The sequence below is a fragment of the Mycobacterium sp. NPDC051804 genome, from assembly GCF_044452905.1.
Taxonomy (GTDB): domain Bacteria; phylum Actinomycetota; class Actinomycetes; order Mycobacteriales; family Mycobacteriaceae; genus Mycobacterium.
Map to the genome: position 1 here is coordinate 556,786 of NZ_JBITCD010000003.1, position 22,462 is coordinate 579,247.

General features: G+C 63.9%; 19 protein-coding genes and 1 pseudogene. 8 read left to right on the forward strand and 12 right to left on the reverse strand.

Translation table 11 applies throughout. The annotated features are described in order from the left end of the window. Both ACIA48_RS13780 and ACIA48_RS13785 read left to right on the forward strand, forming a co-directional pair. Entirely contained in the window at positions 1 to 1,389 is a 1,389-nt protein-coding gene (locus ACIA48_RS13780) for a cytochrome P450 (RefSeq protein WP_011560601.1), read from the forward strand. After that, positions 1,386 to 2,585 (forward strand): NAD(P)/FAD-dependent oxidoreductase, encoded by a 1,200-nt coding sequence (locus tag ACIA48_RS13785; protein WP_011560602.1) that lies wholly within the window; start codon positions 1,386 to 1,388, stop codon positions 2,583 to 2,585. The genes ACIA48_RS13780 and ACIA48_RS13785 overlap by 4 nt, the downstream gene beginning before the upstream one ends. 16 nt (positions 2,586 to 2,601) lie before the next feature. On the opposite strand, the gene ACIA48_RS13790 is transcribed toward ACIA48_RS13785, so the two are convergent. The 4 genes from ACIA48_RS13790 to ACIA48_RS13805 all read right to left on the reverse strand — a co-directional run bounded on the left by ACIA48_RS13790 (position 2,602) and on the right by ACIA48_RS13805 (position 5,354). Next, positions 2,602 to 3,183 (reverse strand): TetR/AcrR family transcriptional regulator, encoded by a 582-nt coding sequence (locus ACIA48_RS13790; RefSeq protein ID WP_005110548.1) that lies wholly within the window; start codon positions 3,181 to 3,183, stop codon positions 2,602 to 2,604. A gap of 90 nt (positions 3,184 to 3,273) precedes the next feature. Further along, a complete protein-coding gene (locus ACIA48_RS13795) occupies positions 3,274 to 4,185 on the reverse strand; it encodes an alpha/beta fold hydrolase (RefSeq protein ID WP_011560604.1) in 912 nt (303 codons plus the stop codon). Next, on the reverse strand, positions 4,185 to 4,622 hold the full coding sequence (locus ACIA48_RS13800) for a PaaI family thioesterase (RefSeq protein WP_011560605.1): 438 nt from the start codon (positions 4,620 to 4,622) through the stop codon (positions 4,185 to 4,187). Before ACIA48_RS13800 ends, ACIA48_RS13795 begins: the two co-directional genes overlap by 1 nt. A 45-nt stretch (positions 4,623 to 4,667) precedes the next feature. Further along, a complete protein-coding gene (locus ACIA48_RS13805) occupies positions 4,668 to 5,354 on the reverse strand; it encodes a TetR/AcrR family transcriptional regulator (protein WP_011560606.1) in 687 nt (228 codons plus the stop codon). Between the two features lie 51 nt (positions 5,355 to 5,405). On the opposite strand from ACIA48_RS13805, the gene ACIA48_RS13810 reads away from it, so the two are divergent. The 4 genes from ACIA48_RS13810 (at position 5,406) to ACIA48_RS13825 (ending at position 9,330) form a co-directional block, all read left to right on the forward strand. Further along, a complete protein-coding gene (locus ACIA48_RS13810; protein ID WP_024445489.1) occupies positions 5,406 to 6,899 on the forward strand; it encodes an acetyl-CoA acetyltransferase in 1,494 nt (497 codons plus the stop codon). Then, positions 6,896 to 7,996: a zinc-binding dehydrogenase gene (locus ACIA48_RS13815; RefSeq protein WP_011560608.1), complete on the forward strand. Its 1,101-nt coding sequence runs from the start codon at positions 6,896 to 6,898 to the stop codon at positions 7,994 to 7,996. Before ACIA48_RS13810 ends, ACIA48_RS13815 begins: the two co-directional genes overlap by 4 nt. Positions 7,997 to 8,031: 35 nt before the next feature. Further along, complete coding sequence (locus ACIA48_RS13820; RefSeq protein WP_014382408.1) at positions 8,032 to 8,610, forward strand: carboxymuconolactone decarboxylase family protein; 579 nt, start codon at positions 8,032 to 8,034, stop codon at positions 8,608 to 8,610. 99 nt (positions 8,611 to 8,709) lie between these two features. Further along, positions 8,710 to 9,330 carry an FMN-binding negative transcriptional regulator gene (locus ACIA48_RS13825; RefSeq protein WP_396731930.1) on the forward strand — a complete coding sequence of 207 codons (621 nt, stop codon included), beginning with the start codon at positions 8,710 to 8,712 and terminating at the stop codon, positions 9,328 to 9,330. On the opposite strand, the gene ACIA48_RS13830 is transcribed toward ACIA48_RS13825, so the two are convergent. From ACIA48_RS13830 to ACIA48_RS13855, 6 genes are all read right to left on the reverse strand, one after another. Then, positions 9,327 to 13,091: a molybdopterin-dependent oxidoreductase gene (locus ACIA48_RS13830; RefSeq protein ID WP_396731932.1), complete on the reverse strand. Its 3,765-nt coding sequence runs from the start codon at positions 13,089 to 13,091 to the stop codon at positions 9,327 to 9,329. The two genes, ACIA48_RS13825 and ACIA48_RS13830, sit on opposite strands and share 4 nt — an antisense overlap. Before the next feature lie 69 nt (positions 13,092 to 13,160). Further along, complete coding sequence (locus ACIA48_RS13835) at positions 13,161 to 14,594, reverse strand: nitrate/nitrite transporter (protein WP_396732825.1); 1,434 nt, start codon at positions 14,592 to 14,594, stop codon at positions 13,161 to 13,163. A 131-nt stretch (positions 14,595 to 14,725) separates the two neighbouring features. Continuing rightward, a complete protein-coding gene (locus ACIA48_RS13840; protein WP_396731935.1) occupies positions 14,726 to 15,118 on the reverse strand; it encodes a universal stress protein in 393 nt (130 codons plus the stop codon). Continuing rightward, positions 15,115 to 16,656 (reverse strand): tripartite tricarboxylate transporter permease, encoded by a 1,542-nt coding sequence (locus ACIA48_RS13845; protein ID WP_396731938.1) that lies wholly within the window; start codon positions 16,654 to 16,656, stop codon positions 15,115 to 15,117. The genes ACIA48_RS13840 and ACIA48_RS13845 overlap by 4 nt, the downstream gene beginning before the upstream one ends. Before the next feature lies 1 nt (position 16,657). Next, the gene (locus ACIA48_RS13850) at positions 16,658 to 17,182 is read right to left on the reverse strand and encodes a tripartite tricarboxylate transporter TctB family protein (RefSeq protein ID WP_396731941.1); all 525 of its coding nucleotides are present in this window, start codon (positions 17,180 to 17,182) and stop codon (positions 16,658 to 16,660) included. Beyond that, on the reverse strand, positions 17,179 to 18,138 hold the full coding sequence (locus ACIA48_RS13855) for a Bug family tripartite tricarboxylate transporter substrate binding protein (RefSeq protein ID WP_396732827.1): 960 nt from the start codon (positions 18,136 to 18,138) through the stop codon (positions 17,179 to 17,181). Before ACIA48_RS13855 ends, ACIA48_RS13850 begins: the two co-directional genes overlap by 4 nt. Before the next feature lie 121 nt (positions 18,139 to 18,259). Here ACIA48_RS13855 and ACIA48_RS13860 point away from each other — a divergent pair, with 121 nt between their 5' ends. Both ACIA48_RS13860 and ACIA48_RS13865 read left to right on the forward strand, forming a co-directional pair. Continuing rightward, on the forward strand, positions 18,260 to 19,879 hold the full coding sequence (locus tag ACIA48_RS13860) for an ATP-binding protein (RefSeq protein WP_396731944.1): 1,620 nt from the start codon (positions 18,260 to 18,262) through the stop codon (positions 19,877 to 19,879). Then, positions 19,872 to 20,537: a response regulator gene (locus tag ACIA48_RS13865; RefSeq protein ID WP_396731947.1), complete on the forward strand. Its 666-nt coding sequence runs from the start codon at positions 19,872 to 19,874 to the stop codon at positions 20,535 to 20,537. The genes ACIA48_RS13860 and ACIA48_RS13865 overlap by 8 nt, the downstream gene beginning before the upstream one ends. Here ACIA48_RS13865 and ACIA48_RS13870 read toward each other — a convergent pair. Next, entirely contained in the window at positions 20,523 to 21,809 is a 1,287-nt protein-coding gene (locus ACIA48_RS13870) for an HNH endonuclease (protein ID WP_396731949.1), read from the reverse strand. The genes ACIA48_RS13865 and ACIA48_RS13870 overlap by 15 nt on opposite strands. A 54-nt stretch (positions 21,810 to 21,863) precedes the next feature. Beyond that, positions 21,864 to 22,462 (reverse strand): annotated as a pseudogene (locus ACIA48_RS13875) (prolipoprotein diacylglyceryl transferase); the annotation flags it as partial.

A 22,462-nucleotide genomic window follows, 5' to 3' on the forward strand; every position in this document is an offset into this window, starting at 1 on the left:
ATGAGTATTCCCGCGGCAGTGGCCGCCAAAGCCCAGTCTGCCGTGCCTCTGGAGCTGCAAATCCGCGGCGCACACCTCTACGACAAGACACGCCGGTGGGTAACCGGAACCAATGGTAAGAAGATCTTCACCGAGACGCCCATTCCTCCGGTCGAGGACGTTGATATCGCCGACATCGATCTCAGCAACCCGTTCCTCTACCGCCAAGGCCGCTGGAAGTCCTACTTCGAACGCGTGCGCAACGAGGCGCCGGTGCACTACCAGGCTCACAGTGCGTTCGGCCCGTTCTGGTCGGTGACCCGCCACGCGGACATCATCGCCGTCGACAAGAACCACGAGGCTTTCTCCGCAGAGCCGTTCATCATCATCGGGAGACCGCCCCGCTTCATGGACATCGCCATGTTCATCGCGATGGATCCGCCACAACACGACTTGCAGCGCGCTTCCGTCCAAGGGGTTGTCGCGCCGAAGAACCTGCGCGAGATGGAGGGGCTGATCCGCTCGCGTGTCCAGGAAGTGCTGGACGATCTACCGGTGGATCAGCCGTTCAATTGGGTGCACCACGTCTCCATCGAACTGACAGCGCGCATGCTCGCGACCCTGCTGGACTTCCCGTACGAGCAGCGGCACAAGCTCGTGGAATGGTCGGACCTCGCCACCTCCATGGAGCAAGCCAATGGTGGTCCTTCCGACAACGACAGAGTGTTTCGTGGCATGGTCGACATGGCGAAGGGTCTCAGCGCTCTCTGGCATGACAAGGCGGCCCGTACCGCCAACGGGGAGCGACCGGGCTTCGATCTGATCACGATGCTGCAGGCCAACGAGGACACTAAGGATCTCATCGACCGCCCGATGGAATTCCTCGGCAATTTGGTACTGCTGATCGTCGGGGGAAACGACACGACTCGCAACTCGATGAGCGGAGGGGTTCTCGCCTTGAACCAGTTCCCCGATCAGTTCGAGAAGTTGAAGGCGAACCCTGACCTGATTCCCAACATGGTATCCGAGATCATTCGCTGGCAGACCCCGTTGGCGTACATGCGCCGAGTCGCGAAAAAAGACATCATGTTGAACGGGCAATTCATCCGCAAGGGCGACAAGGTCGTGATGTGGTACGCCTCTGGTAACCGCGATGAGCGTGTCTTCGAGCGGGCCGATGAGTTGATCATCGATAGGAGCAACGCCCGCAATCACATCTCGTTCGGGTTCGGCGTGCACAGGTGCATGGGAAACCGACTTGCTGAGTTGCAGCTTCGAATCCTGTGGGAGGAATTGCTCCCTCGCTTTGAGAACATCGAGGTGGTCGGCGAACCCGAGTATGTGCAATCGAATTTCGTCAGGGGTATCAGCAAGCTGATGGTTCGCCTCACTCCCAGGCCAAGTGCGTGACTCCCGAACGAGCGGTGATCGTCGGCGCGAGCCACGCCGGCGCGCAGTTGGCAGCTAATCTTCGAAGGGAGGGGTGGTCTGGGGAGGTCGTGCTCATCGGCGACGAGGGGGGACTGCCCTACCACCGGCCTCCGTTGTCGAAGGGATACCTGGCCGGCAAGAACGGCCTCGACGACCTCCTGATTCGCGGCGCTGATTTCTACGAAAAGCAGCACATTCGACTCTTGAATGCGACCGTGGAGGCGATCCACCGGAGTGCCAAGCGTGTGTCTCTGAGCACCGGCGACACGCTGACGTACACCAAGCTCGCGTTGTGCACCGGCGCAAGGGCCAGACGACTCCCCACACCAGGGGTGGATCTTCCCGGAATTCACTACCTGCGTACCGCTGCAGACGTCGAGTTGATCCGTGCCGCCGCTACACCGGGTCGGAGGGTTGTGATCGTGGGCGGCGGTTACATCGGGTTGGAAACGGCGGCCTCGCTGTGTTCGCTCGGCATGAACGTCACCGTCCTCGAGGCAACCGAGCGTGTACTCGAACGGGTCACCGCGCCGGAGGTTTCCGCGTTTTACACCCGAATCCACAACGGCGAGGGAGTGGAGATCCGAACACACGCTCTCGTAGAAGCCTTCTCCGGCAACGGCAGAGTGCAGGAGGTCGTGCTGGCAGGCGGCGAACCGATCCCCGCCGACTTGGTCATCGTCGGCGTCGGTGTGGTGCCGAACACCGAGCTCGCCTCGGCCGCAGGATTATCCGTCGACAACGGCATCGTGATCGACGACCAGGCCCGCACCAGCGACCCCGACATCGTGGCCGCCGGCGACTGCACCAGCCACACCATGGCTCGATACGGCTCGCGTATTCGTTTGGAATCCGTATCGAGCGCCGGCGAGCAGGCCAAGATCGCTGCGGCGACAATCTGCGGAAAACACAGCGCAATCGCTGCGCTTCCGTGGTTCTGGTCCGACCAGTACGATCTCAAACTCCAGATCGCCGGTCTCAACACCGGATACGACGAAGTGGTCTTCAGCGGCGACCCGTCGCGTGACCGTGACTTCAGCTGCTTCTACTTCCGCGATCGTGAACTCATCGCCGCCGACTGCGTCAACCGTCCTCGCGATTTCATGTTCAGTAAGCGGGCCATCAGCCAGCAGCTCCGAGTTGACCGCTCAGAGCTCCTCGCCGGCTCGATCTGACACGAGAGCTTGCTAGTTACAAACTGTGGACAACTCCCAGGTACCTGAGTGCTACGCGGGAGATCCGCTCACCGGTGGTGGCGATGTCCGCGGCTGGGAGTACAACATGACTCACTGTCAGTCGCACCAGAACATCTGCGACCTCCTCAACGTCTTCGGGATCGAGATCGTCGAAGTGGTCGTTAAACCACGTGATCAGAGCCGCGGAGCAGAGCTGAAGCAGGGAAGCCGACGTCGGCAGAAGAGGTAGGACTCCAGTAGACGACGAGCCACCGCGATCATTCCCCGAAGGGTTGGACGTCAGAACTGCCTTGAGGAGCGGGCTGTCTTCTGCTTCACAGAGGGTGAATTGCACCGCTGCGGTGATGCCGCCCCGCACGTCGCCCACGTGTTCGGCAAGGACGGCAAGAATGCCTTCCATAAAGCGCTGGCCCTCCGACACCACAAGCGCGTCGCCGAGCCCCTGTTTGTCGCCGAACTCTTTGTACAACGTCGGGCGGGAGACGCCGACCGATTCGGCAACCTCGCTCATCCGGACCTGATCCCAGCCCTTCTCGATGGCGAGTTCTCGTGTCGCCCTCAAAACCTTTTCGCGCACATGCCGGCGGAAAGACACCCGCGCTGGTTCAGTTGGCATAGGAGCAGGATAGGCGCCAGCCCTACATGGGCAGTCAACCGACAGCAGGGTTCATGTGGTCCTGTCGAGGAATTCGACGACCGCCGTCGAGAATGCGTCGTTGTTGTCGCCGGCAATCATGTGTCCCGCGCCCGATACGTCAACGGTTTGCGCGTGCGGAACGACGGTCAGGAAATGCTTTACTGTCTCTTCGGAGACCATGTCAGATAGTAGGCCCCGGACCAGCAGCGTTGGCGCGGACACCTGCCTCGCACCATCAAGAAGGAACGCGCTCATCATGTCGAAGTCTTTAGCGCCTTCGTCTGGATCACCCTGCAGGAACTGGAAATTCGACGTCACGAAAGCTGGATCCCATCGCCAGGCCCAGCGACCGTCTTCGCGACGGGCGAGGACTTTTCGGAGGCCGTCGAGGTTTTCGGGGCGAGGGCGGTGCGGGTTGTAGGCGGCGATCACGTCAGCGGCCGACTCTAGGCTGTCGAAACCTTCGGGGTGTGCCGACATGAACGCTACGACTCGTCGGGCGCCTTCCATCTCCATTCGCGGAGTGACGTCAACCAGGACGACGGCCTGCCATAGGTCCGGCGGGGCGAGCAAGTGTGTTCCGAGAATGGTCAAGCCGCCCAGAGAGGCGCCGATCGCGGCGACGGGGCGGCCGGAATCGGCGTATGAGCGCACGGCCAATAGGTCGGATCCAAGCCGGTCCCCGTCGTAGCGTCCGTCGGGGTCCCAGTCGCTGTCCCCGTGTCCCCTGGTGTCGTACGCGGCCACCGTGTAGCCCCGCTGGTGCAGGCGTTGGGCGGTGACGTCCCAGGCGTGTCGGCTTTGACCTCCGCCGTGAAGGAGCAACACGACCGCCCGCGGCGCATCACAGCGGTAGAGGTCGACCGCCAGCGTCAGCCCGTCCGCCGTGGGCACGCGCTCGACCACAGGAGCCGACGAATCGCCTGTTCTCTTTGCCGACATCAGGAGCTCGTCTTCGGTGCGACGACGGTGACGGTTCCCTGGGCCGCACACACCGCTCTGCCGTCGTTGCAGATGTCGATACGCGCCACACCGCTGGTTCTGCCCAGCGAGATGATCTCGGCTGTGGCTACACAGGTGCCGCTAGAGACCGGACGAAGCAGATTCAGTTTGAACTCCGTTGTCGCGACCCAAGATCCCAGTGGAATCACGGGATAAAACACCACTCCGAGGCAGTGGTCGACCATGGCCGATAAGCAGCCCCCATGCAGGTTCCCGAAAGGCGTCTTCAGGTCGTCGCGTGCGTCCATCTCCGCGACGAGCCGTCCCGCAGTGAATTCGGTGTGACGGAAGCCGAGGTAACCGGCCAACCCGCCCGTGGTTTCTGCTGCGCTCTTTAGTTGCTCAGCGACCTGTTCGTTGAACGTGGTGAATTGCACAGGCCCTCCTACCTCATCTGCCGTCGAGACATTACGCCATAGATGTCACATCGGTCGAGCGTGGTCACCCGCCAGGATCGCCGGAAGGAGAAACCTCGACAGAAACGCCCGGAGTCCGTCACGACTGCGCTCCCGCGGCCCTCGAACAGTCAGCAGGCTCAATATCGTGCGGACAACCCACTCGGCGGCGTCGTCGACGGAGACGCCCGGTTCCACGCAACTCCAGTGTCTCGTGAAGATGGGACGCAGAAATTCGGTGACGATTTCGAAGAGGGACGTCGAGGTCCCCGCCGCGAGACCCACGCCGGCGAGTTCCTCGTCGCTGCCGAACAACAATCCGATGATCTCTTCGCGGCGCGCGGCCTCAACCGTGTATTCCACGAAATCGACGAGCGCGGAGCCCAGGTCGGCGTGCGCCGCGATCCGCGGGCTGATGCGGTCGAGATAGCGCTCGGCGGCGCGAATGATGACACCCGACATCACCGCCTCCCGACTGGGGAAGTAGCGATACACCGTTGCCCTGGACACACCCGCTGTTCTGCCGATGTCCTCCATGGTCGTGCCCACCACACCGCAACTCTCGAGGCACCGCTCGGCAGCATCGAGCAACCGGTCGCGAGCGGACCCACGATCTGTCGGCGCGGCGGCGCCCCATCTCAACAACCTCGTCGACACACAGCCAGTATGCCGCGAGCGCACACCATTGTGACTTGCCCACGCACATGACACCATCGCAGTTATGTCTCAAGTCAGCCCCGTGGCCCTGAGCGGATGCCGATGCCGATGTTGGTAGAAGCGCGTACCCCGGTTGTCGTCGGCGTGGGCGAAGTTACCCATCGCGGGAACGACTTCGTGGACCCGATCGACTTGGCGGTAGAAGCCGCACGCCGCGCGGTCAAAGACGCAAGTCGCCCGGTCGAGCGGCGCATCGACACCGTCGCGACTCCGGGCATCCTGGTCATACCGCGCGACAATCCCGCCAGCAGGATCGCCGAAGCGATGCACATCAGTCCCGCCCGCCGCATCAGCTGTCCCGTCGGCGGAAACACCCCGCAGTATCTCGTCGAAGTGTTGGGTGGCGAAATAGGCGAAGGCCGTGCAGATGTCGTCCTGGTCGTCGGGGCGGAGAGCGGGCATTCCGCACGCAAGCTTCAGGGCGGGGCACTTCTCGACTCGCCGCCCCCACCCCGCTCCGACGACGAATCCCTGGGCGACGCCCGCCCCGGGCTGAGTCAAGCCGAATTGTCGGTGGGTCTGAGTTGGCCGCACGAGGTGTATCCCATCTTCGAGTCCGCGATCGCCGCGCGCCACGGCCGCGACTTCGATGCTCAACGGGAGTGGCTGGGCACGCTGATGGCCCCGTTCACAGCCGAGGCGGCACGCCATCCGGAACAGGCCTGGTTCCCACGCGCACGAAGTGCCACCGAACTCAGCGAAGTCACCGCGGAAAACCGCATGGTCTGCTTGCCCTATCCCAAGCTGCTCAACAGCATCATGTCCGTCGACATGGCTGCCGCCTTCATTCTCATGGCGGCCGAGGTGGCGGACGAATTAGGCGTCGCGCGCGATCGTTGGGTCTTTCCCTGGTCAGCAGCGACTTGCAACGACGTGTACTTCCCCGTGGAACGGCCGGACCTCAGCCGCTCATCGGGTATCGAGGTAGCGGCACGGAAGGCTCTCGATGCGGGCCGGTTGACCACCGACGACATCCGGTGGTTCGACCTCTACTCCTGCTTCCCGTCGGCAATTGAGATGGCTGCCGAGGCTCTCGACTTGGACCCCCTCGACGACAGAGGCCTCACAGTAACCGGAGGCCTGCCTTATCACGGCGGTCCCGGAAACAATTACGTCAGCCACTCGATCGTGGAGATGGTCCGACGGTGCCGACGCGACCCAACCGATGCCGGACTCGTCACCGGCCTCGGGTGGTATTCGACGAAGCATTCGGTCGGTGTGTGGTCGGCCACCCCGCCACCAGCCGGGTGGCGACTGCTCGACACGGCGGTCGAACAAGCTCAAATCGATTCATCGCGGCTGGCCGTCGCAGGCGCCGACGAGGCGACCGGTTGCGCGACAGTCGACGGATACACCGTCGTCTACGACCGAGACGGCCAACCTCGATGGACTCCGATCATCGCGCACCTGTCCGACGGGCAAAGAGTCGTCGCACGCAGCGACGATCCGCAGATCGCCGAGGCGATGGGCGCGGAAATGTACGTAGGTAAAACGGTGTGCCTCCGAAACACAGGGTCGTTCACCGGGTTCGAGCTTCCATGATCGCCGAGGCGATGGTGCTGACCGGACCGCGGAGTCTGCAGCGGCGCCAGATGACCATCCCCGACGTCGGCGACCGGGGTGCGATCCTGCGAGTTGAAGCATGCGGTCTGTGCGGAACAGATCACGAACAATTCACCGGACACCTGCCTGCCGGCTTCTCATTCGTTCCAGGGCACGAAATCGTCGGCATCGTCGAACATGTTGGCGCTGCGGCTGGCCAACGCTGGGGTGTACAAGCCGGCCAGCGCGTGGCCGTTGAGGTGTTCCGGTCCTGCCGAGACTGCCCCGAGTGCCGCCGCGGCGAATACCGGCGGTGCGCGGTGAACGGCATCGCCACCATGTTCGGGTTTGTCGACGTGGAGGTCGGCGCGGGCTTATGGGGCGGATACGCCACCCATGTGGAGCTTCCGTGGGACGCGATGCTGCTCCCGATTGCCGAAGACATGGACCCCGTTCTCGCCACGTTGTTCAACCCTCTCGGGGCCGGTATCCAGTGGGGGGCGACTCTTCCCGACACCAAGGCCGGGGACGTCGTAGCGATCCTGGGGCCCGGCATCCGCGGAATCTGTGCGGCGGTGGCGGCCAAAGAGGCGGGAGCCGCGTTCGTCGCGATGACCGGCGTAGGCCCACGCGACGAACAACGACTGGCCATAGCCAGATCATTCGGTGTCGACCTGCCCATCGATGTATCGCAGGACGATGCAGTGACCGCGCTCCAGCGTGAGACAGGCGGACGGCTTGCCGACGTGGTCGTCGACGTCACCGCTAAAGCACCCTCCGCGTTCGCCGATGCCGTCGGCCTTGCCAGGCCCGGCGGCACAATTGTGGTGGCCGGCACCCGTGGAGGAGGCGGCGCGCCCCGGTTTGAACCAGACTTGTTGGTCTATAAAGAATTACACGTCGTAGGCGCACTCGGCGTGGAGTATCCCGCCCACCGGGCAGCCCTCGAGATTCTCGCCCTGGGCCGCTGGCCGTTCGACCGGATCACCAGAGAATCAACCGGATTCGCTGGGCTCGCGCAGCTGCTCACTTCGCTTGCAGATGAAAGTGCCCGATCAAGTGGGGCGCTGCACAACGTCTTTTTGCCCACGCCCTAACGGCGTGGGCAGAGGTTCAACAGAGAGGGCCACCCGTGACCATGGCGGAACGCGTACCGATGCTCGACCGTGAGCAGGCCCAGCTGCGAGCTGCCGAATGTGGGTTGCCCGAAGAGTTGGCAGACCTGTCGGTATTCCGCGTGGCACTTCATCAGCCGCGTGTGGCGGTTGCGCTGTATGGGCTGCTAGACGCGTTACTCTTCCGCGGTTCCCTTGACGCGCGGCTACGCGAGCTGGTCATCATGCGCATCGGCTGGATTACTGGCTCCGAATACGAATGGACTCAACATTGGCGAATCGCCACACTGCTCGGCGTGCCTGAGCATGATCTCCTGGCGGTGCGCGACTGGCAGAATTCCGAAAGCCTCGGGCCAGTCGAGCGTGCGGTCCTCGCAGCGACCGATGATGTGGTACGCGACGGGGTCATCTCCGAGGAAAACTGGGCTGGGTGCCAGAAGGCATTCAATAGCGATCACGCCGTTTTGGTCGAACTTGTCGGAGCAATCGCCAATTGGCGGCTCTTTTCGATCCTGCTTCGATCTCTGAATATTCCGCTTGAGTCCGGTACCGACGGCTGGCCGCCCGATGGGCGAGCTCCTCAGGGTTGCGATTGAGCGAAAAACGTGGACCGGTGCTTGACCGAAGCGGTCAGCGCCCCAATCGCCAGACCACGACCCGTGTCGTAGACGGACAAGTCCCCCCTCGGACACAAGATGTACGTACCGTCTTTCAACCGGATCGACGACGACGGCGAGATTCGGCGGTTCGTGGCTTCGGCGCGATCCGCCGAGTTCGTCACGGTCGATCCTGACGGTGTTCCTGTCGCCACTCTCCTGCCGATCATGTGGTCCGACGACATAGTGGTGGCGCATATTGCGCGGGCCAACCCGCAGTGGAAGGCCATCACCCGTGACAGCCCCGCCCTGCTGATCTGTTCGGGGCCGCAGGCCTACGTCAGCCCGTCGTGGTACGCCGCGAAGGCCGAACACGGCCGAGTGGTGCCGACGTGGAACTACAGCGCGGTGCACCTGTCGGGAACCGTGCGGGTGCATGAAGACAGAGAGTGGCTGCGCGACGTCGTCACCCGATTGACCGGTGTACACGAGGACACGCGCGATGAACCCTGGCAAGTCAGCGACGCGCCCGCGCAATACATCCATGGCCAGCTCGGCGGAATAGTCGGGCTCGAGATCACCGTCACCCGCGTCGAGGGCAAAGCGAAGCTGAGCCAGAATCGCTCGGAGGCCGACCGCCGCGGGGTGGTGGCGGGCCTGCTGTCCGAGGAGGACCACGAAGCGGCTGACGTCGCCGCCGCAATGCAACCCAATCTCTAGTACACGTCCCGCACATAGCGTTTGGCGGCGACGAGTTCGCGCTTGTAGTCGTGAGCCCGCTCGCGCGACATTCCGCCGTGGGTCTCGATGATCGTCGTCAGCGCCGCGTCGACGTCGCCGGCCATCCGGGATGCGTCACCGCACACGTAGAAGTGCCCGCCGTCGTCGAGCCAGCGCCATACGTCAGCACCGCGATCGAGCATCTTGTGCTGTACGTAGACTCGCTTGGCCTGGTCCCGGCTGAACGCGACATCGAGTCGGCTGAGGAAGCCGTCGCGGGCCATGTCCTCCAAATCATCTCGGTAGTAGAAGTTTTCGGTTCGATGCTGATCACCGAAAAACAGCCAGTTGCGGCCCGCGTGTCCGAGGGCGCGTCGTTCCTGCAAAAAGCCGCGGAACGGCGCGATGCCCGTCCCTGGGCCCACCATGATCATCGGCGTGCCGCTGTCCTCGGGCGGCCGGAAGTGCGGGGAGCGTTGCAGAAACACCGGGGCCGACGCCGCACGATCGGCGAGGAACGTCGAGCACACTCCCCCACGCCGGCCGCCGTCGGAGCCGCGGTAGCGCACCACCGACACCGTCAGCTGCACCTCGTGCGGGCTCACCAGTGGGCTCGAGGAGATCGAGTAGTTGCGCGGGGTCAAACGCACCAGCACGTCGAGCCATTGGTCTGGGTCGGCGTGTACGACGAACTCCTGCACGAGGTCGAGTCCGTTGCGTCCGACCAGCCACTTGTCGAGCTTGTCCTTGCGGACGCGCAGCGCCTTCGCGTCGCGACTGTTCTCAGCGATGAACCGCAGCAGATCGGGGGTGACACGGCAGAAGTCGTAGCGCGATGTCAGCGCTTCGCGCATGGTCTGCTCGGTACCGTCGACCACCACGACGTGCTCGCCGTACATACCGGTGGCCGCCAACCAGGCTTCGACGGCGACCGGATCGTTCGTCGGGAACACCCCGACCGAGTCCCCCGCCGCATAGCTGACACCGAATTCGGAGATGTCAAATCCGAACTGGCGCACCTCTTTTCGCGCCGACGGTGAGCTCAGTAGGGTATTTCTGCACAACGGCGCGACGATCGGATTCATGCGGGTGAACGGTTCGGCCGTCGCCGCGGGGGTCGAGGCCACCGAGCGTCCCAGTAGGGCCGCGACCTGGTCCACCCAACAGCCCATGGGTTCGTCGTCGTACGCCTCGCATTCGACACGGTCGAGCAGCCGTGTCGCGCCCAGCGCCGCCAACCGGGTATCGACGGACTTGGCGTGGCCACAAAAGGACTCGTAGGTGCGGTCGCCGATTCCGAGCACCGCGTAGCGCACACCGGTCAGCGTCGGAGCATTCGCGGAGTTGAGCCGGCTCCAGAAGTCGGCGCCGTTGTCGGGTGGCCCGCCGTCGCCGAACGTGCTGGTGACGATCAACACGTCGCGCGTCGCGAGGTCAGCGAGGGCGAGGTCGTTCATGCTCACCAGGTTCGGCGCGCCGATCGCGGCGGCTACCTTGCCGGCGAACTCCTCGGCGGTGCCGGTCTGCGAGGCCCACAGCACGAGCGGCCCGTCGGTGAGTTCCGGAGGCGCCAGAGGCGTGGTCTTGCGTATCGGTGCCCCGACCGGTCGCAGGCTGACCGCGCAGGCTTTGAACTCGGGCTGCAGTGAGTCGGGGTCGACGGCGTCGTTGGTGAGTGCGTTGACGGTCAAGTACTCACCGTGTTCGTCATTCCAGTGGAACGGCACGAAACATGTGCCCTGACGCACGCGGTCGGAGATCACCGCAGGAAGCACGGCGCGACCACGCCGCGTGCTGAGCTCAACGGGTTGATCTCCGACGATGTCGAGGGCGGCCGCATCGAGCGGATGGATCTCCACGAACGGTCCGCTGTTGAGTTTGTTGAGCGCGCCGACCCGGCCGGTCTTCGTCATGGTGTGCCACTGGTGTTGCAGCCGGCCGGTATTGAGCACCATCGGGTAGTCGTCGTCGGGCAACTCGCGCGGATTCATATGCGGGCGGGCGTGGAAGACAGCGCGCCGCGAAGGGGTCGGAAAGGCCAGTCTGGGTGCATGGCCATGCTCGTCGACGAAGTAGTCCTGACTGATGCCATCGTTGACGTAGCGGATCGGGTGACGGTCGTTATCGTCGTCGGGCGGGCACGGCCATTGCAGCGACGTCTCGCGCAACCGTGCGTAGCTCGCACCACGAAGGTCGTAGCCGGTCTTCGGGTTGTGGAAGCGGCGGATCTCGTCGAAGATCTGCTCGCTGGATTCGTACGTGAAGTGCTCGCCGAACCCCAGATGCGTTGCGACCTGGCAGATCAACTGCCAGTCGGGCCGTGCTCCCCCGCGCGGCGGCAGGGACTGCGCGAGCAGCGTGAGGTTGCGCTCGGAGTTCACCATCACGGCGTCGGATTCGGCCCACAGGGTGGCTGGCAGCACGATGTCGGCGTAGCGGTTGGTCGCAGTGTCGCGATAGGCATCCTGCGTGATGACGAGTTCAGCGGCTTCGAGTCCGGCGATCACCGTTGCGCGGTTGGCAACGGTGGCAACGGGATTGGTGCAGATGATCCAGCACGCCTTGATGCTGCCGTCGGCAAGCTGGCCGAACATGTCGATGGTACCGGGTCCGACGTCGGTGCGGATGGTGCCCGGCTCCAGCGCCCACTGCTGTTCGACGAAAGCCCGGTCGTCTGCCGAAAGGACGGACCGCTGGCCGGGCAATCCGGGCCCCATATAACCCATTTCGCGACCGCCCATCGCGTTGGGTTGCCCCGTGAGCGACATCGGTCCGCTGCCTGGCCTGCAGATCGCGCCGGTGGCCAGATGAAGGTTGCAGATCGCGTTGGTGTTCCAGGTGCCATGGGTGCTCTGGTTCAGCCCCATCGTCCAGCAGCTCATCCACTCACCGGCGTCGGCGATCATCTCGGCGGCGGTGCGGATGTCTCCTTCGGCGAGGCCCGTGATCTGCGCGACCACCTCGGGCGGGTAGTCCGCAAGAAAGGTGGGCATGGTGTCCCAGCCCTCGGTGTGCTCGGCGATGAAATCGGCGTCGATGTCGTTGTTTTCGACGAGCAAGTGCAGCAGACCATTGAGCAGTGCGAGGTCGGTGCCGGGTTTGATCTGCAGGAAGAGGTCGGCGCGTTCGGCGGTCGCTGTGCGGCGAGGGTCGACGACGATCAGCTTCGCCCCGGACTTCAGCCGGTCGGCCATCCGCAGGAACAGGATCGGATGGCAGTCGGCCATATTGGCGCCGGTGACGAAGAACAGGTCGGCGGAATCGAAGTCGGTGTACGACCCCGGCGGTCCGTCGGCGCCCAGCGACTGCTTGTATCCGGTTCCGGCACTTGCCATGCAGAGCCGCGAGTTGGATTCGATGTGCACCGTGCGCAGGAATCCCTTGGCCAGCTTGGTGGCCAGATACTGCGCTTCGATCGACATCTGACCCGACACGTAGAGCGCTACCGCATCGGGACCGTGCTCATCGACGATGGCACGTAGTCGGCGCGCCGCCTCCTCGACCGCGTCGTCGACCGGTGTGGGTATCGCGTCTGCGCCACGGGTAGGCCGCAGGAGAGCGGACGTCATCCGTCCGTCGACCGCGGCCATCATCTCGGCGTGCGTCGAGCCTTTGGTGCAGAGCCGGCCGAAGTTGGTGGGATGCAGCTTGTCTCCGGAGACCCGCGCAATGACGGGCCGGCCGGTATCGGAGTCCGGTGTGGTCTGGACTTCGATACCGCAGCCGACACCGCAATACGAGCACGCGGTCCGGGTCACCATGGGCTTCATCGTGAATGCGGCCTGTTCCGGTTACTTTCCGTACGCGTTACTTGGAGGAAACGTTGCAGTTCAGGTCGCTGAAACTGGTTCTGCGGCCTGGCCCGTCGCCGTGCTGGAGGGCACCGGCTTCGGGTGCTGAATCCGGAGGAACACGAACCAGGTCACTATGGCGCAGATCACGTAGAAGCCGAGGAACACCCAGAACGCGTTGGTCGCGGACTTGGCGTCGCTGACATACGAAGCGCGCAGCACGACGTTGATGAACACGCCGCCCAGGGCGCCGATCGCGCCGGCGAAACCGATCAGCGCGCCCGACATGCTGCGTGACCATGCCGCCTTTTCTTCACGGCTCCACTCGTCGTGGCCCTGCGCTTTCGCCTCGAAGATCGACGGGATCATTTTGTACGTCGAACCGTTTCCGAGACCCGACAGGATGAACAGCAGAATGAATCCGGTGACGTAGGCGATCATCTGCCCGCCGGTCGCGGCGCCCGCCATACCGTCGTCGATCATGCCTGCGGCCACCAGGATTCCCGCCGCGAAGATCATCGCGACAAACACGTACATGGTGACCTTGCCGCCACCGATCCGGTCTGAGATCTTGCCGCCGAACGGACGGGAGATGGACCCGAGCAGCGGTCCGATGAAGGCGATCTGTGCGGCGTGCAGTGACGCCTGCGCGGCAGTGTCTCCGCCGGCGAGGAAGTTGATCTGCAGCACCTGGCCGAAGGCGAAGGAGAAGCCGATGAACGATCCGAAGGTGCCGATGTAGAGGAAGCTCATCACCCAGGAGTGCTTGAACCGCAACGCTTCTGCCATCGCGCCGATGTTGGAACGCTGGTTGCCGAGGTTGTCCATGAACAGCGCGGCGCCGAGCGCAGCGAGCGCGATCAGGACCAGATAGATCGCGCAGACGACGTAAGGCGCGGTGTTGCTGACCGTCGCGATCACGAGCAGGCCGACCAGTTGGATCACCGGAACGCCGATGTTGCCACCGCCCGCGTTGAGGCCGAGCGCCCAACCCTTGAGGCGCTGCGGGTAGAACGCGTTGATGTTGGTCATCGACGACGCGAAGTTTCCGCCGCCGAGGCCCGCGAACGCGGCGACGATCATGAACGTGGTGTACGTCGTATCGGGACTGCTCATCGCCCACAGCGTCAGCATCGTCGGGATGAGCAGCAGCAGTGCGCTGACGATGGTCCAGTTGCGACCGCCGAACTTCGCGGGAGCGACGGTGTACGGGATGCGCATGGCGGCACCCACCAGCGTGGGTACCGCGACCAGGTAAAACTTGCCTGCGGCATCGATTCCGTAGACGTCCTGCGGCATGAACAGCACCATCACCGACCAGATGGACCACACCGAGAATCCGACGTGCTCGGCGAAGATGGACCAGATCAGGTTGCGTTTAGCGATGCGCTTGCCGGTGCTCTCCCACGCATCGACATCTTCGGCGTCCCAATGCTCGATTGTGCGGCTGCGGCTCAAGGTCTTCACGAGCAATAGGGTCGCGTGCACCCATTCCACGTCGATTGCACGATCGTGTCCGAAACGTCAACACCCGCTCACTTGGTCACAAAGGCCCTATGCGCGGTGAATGAAACGCGACGGAAACATAGGTGACGCAGACCACGTCAGTTGTCGTCGGGCTTGACCGCCAGAACTGGTTTGGGGCATTCGAGCAGCAGGTGCTGTGAGACGCTGCCGAGCAGTAGCTTTCCGACCGGACTGCGGTGTCGGATGCCGATGACCAGCAGTTCTGCGTCATCTCGACCCATGGCCTTGAGCAGTTCCTCGGCGGTGTCCACCCCGACGGGCTGGGTGAGCTCGAACTCGACGCCGCATTCGCTGAGGCGGCGCTCGACATTGTGCACTTCACCAGATTGTGCGAATCGGGGGTCGACGTATGCCTCCCCCGACGTGGAATTGATGACAAGGAGCGTGGTGCCTCGCAGTTTCGCTTCGGCGATCCCGTGTTCGAGGGCGGCCCGTCCGAACGCGTCCGCGCTGTATCCGATGACGATCATGACTGGGCCGCCTTCTCCCGCTGGTCCTTGTCGTCCTCGACGATCAGCAGGGTCTCCTCGCTACGGTGCATGAGTTTGAGGATCAGCGGCATGAGCAGCAGGATCACCATGAGCACGTACACGACGATCGCGACCGGTTCGGTGAACAGGCTGGCCCAGTCTCCGCCGCCGAGCTGCAGACTCTGCCGCAGTTGTCGTTCGATGCGCGGACCGAGGATGACGCCGATGATGAGCGGCAGCACCGGTAGCCCGAATCTGCGCATCATCAGGCCGAGGAGACCGAACACCAATAGCAGGGCGAGGTCCAGTGGCTGCACGTTGACCGCGAGCGCACCGAGGCAGGCGAAGAAGAGGATGCCGGCGTAGAGATAGGGCCGCGGGGTGCGCAGCAGCTTGGCCCACAGGGGGGCCAGCGGCAGGTTCAGCAGCAGCAGGAGCAGGTTGCCGATGAAGAGGCTGGCGATCAGCGTCCAGATCAGCAATGGCTCTTTTTCGAACAGTGTTGGTCCTGGCTGGATTCCGTAGGAGACGAACGCGGTCAGCATGACGGCGGCGGTGGCGTTGGTGGGCAGGCCTAGCGAGAGCATCGGTACGAGAGTGCCTGCGGCCGAAGCATTGTTGGCGGCTTCCGGGCCGGCGACGCCTTCGATGGCGCCCTTGCCGAATTCCTCTTTGTGCTTGGAGAGTCGCTTCTCGGTGATGTAGGAGAGGAACGTCGGCAGCTCCGCACCGCCCGCGGGCAGCGCGCCGAACGGGAAGCCATATGCGGTACCGCGCAGCCACGGCTTCCAGGACCGCCGCCAATCGCTTTTGTCCATCCAGGGCAGACCGACCGGGATGATGTCGACGGGGCGGCGGCGCAGATGCGCTGCGACCCAAAGGGCTTCGCCAACCGCGAAGATGGCCACGGCGATGATCACGATGTCGATGCCGTCGGACAAAAGCGGAATGCCGAAGGTCGCCCGCGGCTGACCGGTGAGGAAGTCGATGCCGACCACACCGATCGCCAGACCGAGGAACAGCGAGATGGCGCCGCGCAGTTTCGACGAACCGAGTACCGCGGTGACGGCGACGAGTGCGAAGAGCATGATCGCCAGATAGGACGGCGCGCCGAGGGTGACGGCGAACCGTGAGATCGGCGGAGCGAAGGCGGCCAGCAGTACGGTGCCGATGGTGCCCGCGACAAATGATCCGATTGCGGCGGTGGCCAACGCTTGTGCCGCACGTCCGGCTTTGGCCATCTTGTTGCCCTCGATCGCCGTGATGACCGACGACGACTCCCCAGGAGTGTTCAGCAGGATTGAGGTCGTCGAACCGCCGTACATGCCGCCGTAGAAGATGCCGGCGAACATGATGAAGGCCGCACTGGAGGGCACGTTGTACGTAACCGGCAACAGCAACGCCACCGTCATCGCCGGCCCGATGCCGGGCAAGACGCCTACTGCAGTGCCCAGAAGAACGCCGATCACTGCGTACATGAAGTTTGTCGGGGTGGCTACCTGCCCGAAGCCCTGGATCAGCCAGTCAAGATTTTCCATGTCAGAGGATTCCATCCAGAATGCCTGCGGGCAAAGGGATTCCAAGCCCGGAGTAGAACGCGTAGAAGCTGCCGAGCGAGAGCACGGCACCGATGACGACGTTGCGAACGTAATGGCGGCTGCCGAGGACTGTCGCGGTGCCCGCGAAGAGGAGCGCACCGGTGATGGCCCAGCCGAGCGGCTGTACAAGCAGGATCGTGGCGACGAAGATGCCGACGAGCAGGCCGACCGTGCGCCAGTCTGCCGGCGCGTTGGGGTCGACGTCTTCACCGGCATCGGCTTCGCCCACCGACCCGCGTGGGATAGCGATGGCCAACACGATGGCCAGCGCGATCAGGATTACGCCGATGGCGACGGGGAACAACTTCGGGCCGACGGGATCGACCTTGGCGAAGCCTTCTTCGAGCGTGAGCCCGTCATAGATTACGAAGGCGCCGACCGCGACGAGGACGGCGCAAACGAGATATTGCGCCTTATCCGTTCGTTTCTCGGGCGTCAGGGTCACTGCATCGTCTGTGGAGGTCATAGCAGCCCCAGCTCGGTCAGGGTCGTCGAGACCCGGTTGTCTTGTTCCACGAGAAACTTCTCGAACGCTTCACCGGTCACGAACGCGTCGGTCCAGCCGTTCTTCACCAGTGCGTCCTTCCACCCCTGAGTGGCGTGCAGGTCTTCAAGCACCTTGATCATCGATTTTCTGGCGTCGTCCGAAATATCCGGTGGCGCAAGCACTCCACGCCAGTTGGCGAAGGTCATGTCGATTCCGGACTCCTTGAGTGTCGGGGCGTCGACACCTTCGACGCGCTGGTCGCTGGAGACGGCGAGCACGCGTAATTGGCCGGCCTCGATCTGGTCGATGAGCTCGCCGGGGCTCGACGTGCCGACGGTGATCTTCTTGCCGAGCAGTGCGGTGAGCAGGTCGCCGCCGCCGTCATAAGTGACGAAGTTGACCGACTTCGGGTCCACCCCAACGGTGCGTGCGACCTCCATCGGGAACAGGTGGTCGGGGCCACCTGGGGACGAGCCTCCGCCGATCGTCACCTTCGACGGATCGGCCTTCCATGCCGCGACGAAGTCCTGCACCGTCTTGAAGGGCGAATCGGCCGGCACGAAAATGGCGCCGGGATCCTCGATCAGCTTGGCGAGCGCCGTAGCGTCGGAGGCCTTGATTTTGGACCCGTTCGTATAGGTGGCGCCGACGACGCCGAGCCCCATGGTCATCATGAGGTCGTCGTTGCCCTTCTCGTTCATCAGGCGAGCCATCGCCACGGTGCCGCCAGCGCCGATCACGTTGAAGACCTCGACGCGACCGGTGATGTCGTCGTCCTCCATGATCTTCACCGCGGTGCGGGCGGTCAGGTCGTAGCCGCCGCCAGGGCTGTTGGGCACCATCATGCGCAGCCGATGCAGGCCGAGTTCGCCGCCGTCGCGCGTGACACCGCACCCCGACAGCAGCAGGGCGGCGATCAAGGCGATGACGAGCATCGTCCGGGTGTGCTTGGTTTTCACATCGTTCCCCAGTCACTTCAGTTGTGATGCTCAGCAATACTGGTACCCCGCCGTGACGTAGGTCACCCATGAGTACGCAAAGGACGTTTTGGTCGTTGTGAAACTTCTCCGGTCACCGGCGCGAGGCTTCCGCAGCCTGGCGGGCCAGTTCCTGGTCTTTCAGCTGCTGGTCGTCGCAATTGTGCTGATCGCGGTAGCTGCGGTGTCGGTGGCGCAGTCGACGCGGGAGTTCCGCGAGGTGCGCGGTGCGCGGATGATCGCCGTCGCGGAGAACATGGCGTCGACGCCGGTGGTGCGCGACAGGTATGCCGACCCTGGCGCCTCCAAGGTGCTGGCGCCCGAGGTGGACCGGGCGGTGGCGTTGTCGGGTGCGGGGCTCGCGGAGATCGTCGACCCCGCTGGGACGGTGCGGGTGTCGTCAGATCCGTCGCGCATCGGCAGACAGGTCGACATGGGTCCGTCACGCGCCGATGAGGGCCGGGCCTGGTTCGGCGATCTGACGATCGACGGGGTGCACAGCCTCGTGGGTGAGGTGCCGATTCTCGCCGATAGCGGAGACGTGGTGGCGGTGGCGTCGGTCAGCGAGCGATATCCGTCGGTATGGGAGTTGATGGGCGCGTCCGGAGAACGGCTGCTGTTCTATCTCGGGTTGGGTGCGGCCCTGGGTCTGCTGACGTCCTGGTTGTTGTCGCGGCGGATCAAACGGCATACCCGCGGATTGGAGATCGCCGAGATTGCCGGCCTGGCCGATCATCGGGAAGCGTTGTTGCACAGTATTCGCGAGGGGGTCGTCGCGGTGAACAACGAAGGCGACATCACCCTGCTGAACGACAGTGCTCAGGAACTGCTCGGCGTAGCCGACGATGCGGTAGGGCGTCCGGTGGACAGCGTCGGACTGGATCCAGCGATTGTCGACTTCCTGCTCTCTGGTGAGGATGGCCGGGATGTCGTGATCGTCACGCGGACAAGGGTGCTGGCGTTGAACCGGCGGGCAGCGACGAGTCAGGGCCAGCGCATCGGCACGGTGACTACGATGCGCGACAGCACCGAACTCGCGGCGTTGCAGGGGCAGCTGTCCTCGCACAAGAGCGTGACGGACACGCTACGAGCACAGACACACGAGTTCGCGAATCAGCTACACACCATCTCCGGTCTGGTGCAGCTGGGTGAATACGACTCGGTTCGCGACTTGGTCGGCACACTCACGAGACGGCGGGCAGAAATCAGTGATGCTGTGACGCAACGTATTTCCGATCCCGCTGTAGCAGCACTGTTGATCGCGAAGACGACGTTGGCAGGCGAGAGTGGCGTGTCGCTCGAGATTGCCCCGGATTCGCATTTGGCGGCGTTGCCGCCCGCGCTGGCGACCGACGTCATCACGCTGCTCGGCAATCTCATCGACAATGCCGTGGATGTGTCGGTCGGGTCGCAGCCGGCCCGGGTCGTGGTCAGCATCGGGGACCGCGAGGGGTTGACGATCTCTGTCGCCGATTCGGGGCCGGGTGTGCCTGAACACCTTCGGGAGTCGATCTTCGCCCGGGGTGTGACGTCCAAGCCGGATGCGCCAGGCGGGCGGGGTATCGGCCTGGCGCTGGTGCGGATTGTCACCTCGCAGCACGGCGGAACGGTGGAGGTGACCGACGATCCCTCAGGCGGCGCGCTTTTCGTGGTACGGCTGCCGGCGGGTGTCGTCGCTGAGAAGGCCGCGCATGCGTGATGTGTTGATCGTCGACGACGACTTCATGGTGGCCGAGATTCATCGCCGATTCGTCGAACAGGTGGACGGCTTTCGGGCGACGGGGGTGGCGCGTACAGGCACGGAAGCGTTGACCGCGGTGCAGGATTTGCAGCCGGACCTGATTCTGCTCGACGTGTATCTGCCCGACATGACGGGCCTGGAAGTGCTGCAGCAGCTGCGGTCGGGTGGCAACTTGGTCGGCGTCATCATGATCACCGCGGCACGGGAGTTGGACACCGTCAAAGGAGCGTTAGATGGCGGCGCGGCCGATTTTCTGATCAAGCCGTTCGAGTTTCCGCAGTTCAAGGCAAAATTGGAGGCGTTCGCGGCCCGGGCGGACACTTTAGAATCTGCCGGTGGAATCGACCAGTCGTTGGTCGATTCGTTGTTCGGCCGGCCCGGCGGGGCGTCGCAGGCGCTGCCGAAGGGGCTCGGTGCCGAGACAGGTCGGCTGGTACTGGATGCGGTACGCAGCGCGGGCGAGGTATCAGCGGCGGAATGCGCGGATTTGGTGGGGATTTCGCGAGTAAGCGCGCGCCGTTATCTCGAGCACTACCTGAGCACCGATGTGCTCGAATTGCGGCTGCAGTATGGCGCCGGCCGACCCGAACGGCGCTATCACCTACGCGGCGTGTAGGTCCGCGAGTTCGATGCCGATTCTGACTTCGACTTCACTGACGGTGATCAGCCGAGAACCCGGCAGCGGCGGGGCCGTCGATCGGTAATGCGCACCTGTGGGTGTGACGAAGTCCGCAGCGTGGACGCCGTCTTCCTCGCAGGTGGCCACCTCCCAGCCCGGTGACTCTTTGACGTAGTTACAGTGCGCACACATACCCAGCCCATTGAGTGCGTGTGTTGGTCCGCCGCGACTTCTGGGCACGGCGTGGTCACGATGCCGAATCGGGGCGTCACAATACGGTGTTCGACAAGTTTGGTCTCGCATCCCGATGAACAGCGCCAATCCCTTTGGAAAGCAACGGGACCGCGACTCCATCGCCACCAGAGCTCCGGACTTGGGATGCCGATACAGCCGTCGCAACGTGGCCTTCGACCGCTCGTCGCCTACTGCGGAGCCGACCAACTTACGGGCGACCTCTGCGGGAATCGGTCCGTAGCCGTCGACGAGTGCCGGGCAATTGTCCCCACCGAGCAAAGTCTGATCCGACATCACCAGGTTGACCGCGATCGGCTCGGGAGTCTCGGCCGGTCGACCGGTGACTCGCTCCACCAACGTGTCAGCCATGATCTGGCCGCGAGACCGATCGTCAAACGTCGTATCTGCAGAGCGTCGCAGTGCGGCATACACGCTTACCCCCTGTTTGACGGGCAACAGTGCGGTCACAATCGTCATCGCATCGGGTGCTGGACGAACACTCACATTGCGTTCAGCCTCGGCCTTGGCTGCCCGGTCAACAACCGCCTGCGGATCGAGGCGGTAGGCGATGTCTTTGGCTGTCGCGACGATCCGAGAGTCGCCCTTTCCGTCAAGTCTGCTGACGTCGGCACACATCTCGGCATCTAGCGTGCGCCGGTCCGCGATACTGAGGCAGGCCGATTCGCGCACGATCAGGGTGGCGCGCCATTCTGAGAGCGCGCCACATTCCAAAGCGGTCAGCGTGTATGGCATCTCGTACACCAGAGCTTTGGCGAATCCCACGTGGCGGTTTCCGCGCGCCGGGGAGTCGCGCCGCGCCAGGGCCACCTCACTGCACACGCCGCGACTTCGTAGCTTCGAGGGCACACCGGCGGCCGCCTCTGCAGCACGTCGCCGCTCGTCCAATGCAGCAGTGGCACGGGCTTGAGCAGCGGCGGCGGCCGACTTCAGCAGCTCGAGGTCAGCGATCGCAGCGATCAACTCCGCCTCATCCGCGGACGTATTGACCGAGGTCAACGCCGCAATATCGAACATGTGTTCGACTATATGCGAAGGGGCCGACAAGTTGAGTTTGACGGTGTGAGTCGCTCAGCCGTTCCGGCGGCGGAATATCCGGCGCAGTCGACCGCCGCGCTCTTCTGGCTGGGCGACAGGTGGTTCGGCCTTGGGTTGCACAACCGTGGCAGCAGTATCCGAAACCGGAGCGTCAGCGTCAGATTCGTCAGCTGTCTTCTCGTCCTCGGCGGACTCTTCGGCCTCAGCGTCCTCCGGTTCGGAGTCCTCCTCGCCTTCAGCCATTTCGTCGGGGGCATCCGCTGATGGATCATCGACGTCGCCGGACTCGTCGGGCTCAGACTCGTCACTCGACTCGTCCGCGGCTTCTGGCACTACCCCGTCGTCTTCGGCCTCGGCTTCGCCCCCGGTGGAATCGTCGACGTCGGCTTCGTCCTCAGCGGCTGCCTCTGCCGCGACTTCCTCAGCCTCATCGGCACTTTCGACCGCAGCCTCATGCGCCTCGGGCGCAGCTTCCTGCGCCTCGACAGCATCTTCACCCTCGACAGCACCGACACCGCCAACGGCGTCAGCCACTTCGTCGGGGGCATCCGCTGATGGATCATCGACGTCGCCGGACTCGTCGGGCTCAGACTCGTCACTCGACTCGTCCGCGGCTTCTGGCACTACCCCCG